Raw genomic sequence first — 1,262 nt, forward strand, 5'->3', positions numbered from 1 at the left:
TGATCCTCCCTCGTTTCAGTGGACACCCATGCTAGCTTTTCGGAGCTGGAGAGGAGTGTCTGATGAACGTGAAGCGTCGGGTCTTTCCGGAGACCTTCAAACGAGAAGCGGTTGACCGTGTCGCCAGCAGCGGCCTGTCGGCCGGTGCGGTGGCCCGGGAGTTGGGCCTGCACGAGACGGTCCTTCGACGATGGATGATGCAGTACGGGACGCAGGCGACGGGGCCGGCGCGGCGCCCCCACACGCAAGCGCCGGCCCCGTCGCCGTCTGACCTGGTCGCCGAGAACGCCCGCCTGCGCCGCGAGAACGACCACCTGCGAATGGAGCGCGACATCCTAAAAAAAGCCGCGCTCATCTTCGGAGCGGCCTCCCGATGAAGTTCGGGTTCGTCGATGAGCACCGCGGCGTCTGGCCGGTTCGGATGATGTGTCGGGTCCTGGGCCTGTCGGCCAGCGGCTACTACGCCTGGCGCCTCAGGCCCGAGAGCCGGCGGGCGGCGGCCAATCGCGCCCTGACCGAGGACATCCGCCTGATCCATGCCGAGAGCGGCGGAACCTACGGCTCGCCGCGCGTCCACGCCGTTCTACGCGGCCATGGTCGTCGTGTCGGACGCTCGCGGATCGAGCGGCTGATGCGCCGCGCCGGCCTGCGCGGCCTGGCCGCATTGCCCCGCCGCACCCGCACGACCGACAGCCGCCATGGCTATCCGATCTCGCCCAACAGGCTCGCCCGCAACTTCCAGGCGGCGGCCCCAGGTCAGGTCTGGCTCGCCGATCTCACCTATATTCCGACCGGGGAAGGCTGGCTCTACCTGGCCGGCATCCTCGACATGCACACCCGAAAGCTCGTCGGGTGGTCAATGCGCGACACCCTGCATACCCAGATCGCCTTGGAGGCCCTGAGCATGGCCATTGAGCGCCAAAAGCCCGCGCCCGGGCTCATCCACCATTCGGATCGCGGGATTCAATACGCCGCCGAGACCTACCGCGCCGCCCTGGCCCAGTCAGGGATTACCCCGTCCATGAGCCGTAAGGGCGACTGCTGGGACAACGCCCCGATGGAGAGCTTCTTCCACACCCTCAAGACCGAGCGAGTCCATCATCGGGTCTACGCCACCCGCGCCCAGGCCCGGCGCGATCTGTTCGGCTATATCGAGGGCTTCTACAATTCCCGTCGCCTGCACTCGGCTCTGGGCTATATCAGCCCCGCCGAGATGGAACGCAGAGCGGCTTAACCCCGTCCACTTTTTCGGGGGAAGATCA

At 66.9% G+C, this 1,262-nt stretch carries 1 protein-coding gene; it reads left to right on the forward strand.

Annotation, left to right across the window (positions count from 1 at the left end; translation table 11 throughout):
• The first annotated feature begins 62 nt into the window (after window positions 1-62).
• Window positions 63-1,234, forward strand: a protein-coding gene (locus AX690_RS05100; RefSeq protein WP_156449569.1) for an IS3 family transposase whose coding sequence is annotated in 2 segments (ribosomal slippage) — window positions 63-336 and window positions 336-1,234 — 1,173 coding nt in all. Because the reading frame shifts where the segments join, the coding sequence is not laid out codon by codon here.
• Window positions 1,235-1,262: the final 28 nt, after the last annotated feature.

Source organism: Caulobacter sp. CCH9-E1, from assembly GCF_001556515.1.
Taxonomy (GTDB): Bacteria; Pseudomonadota; Alphaproteobacteria; order Caulobacterales; family Caulobacteraceae; genus Caulobacter.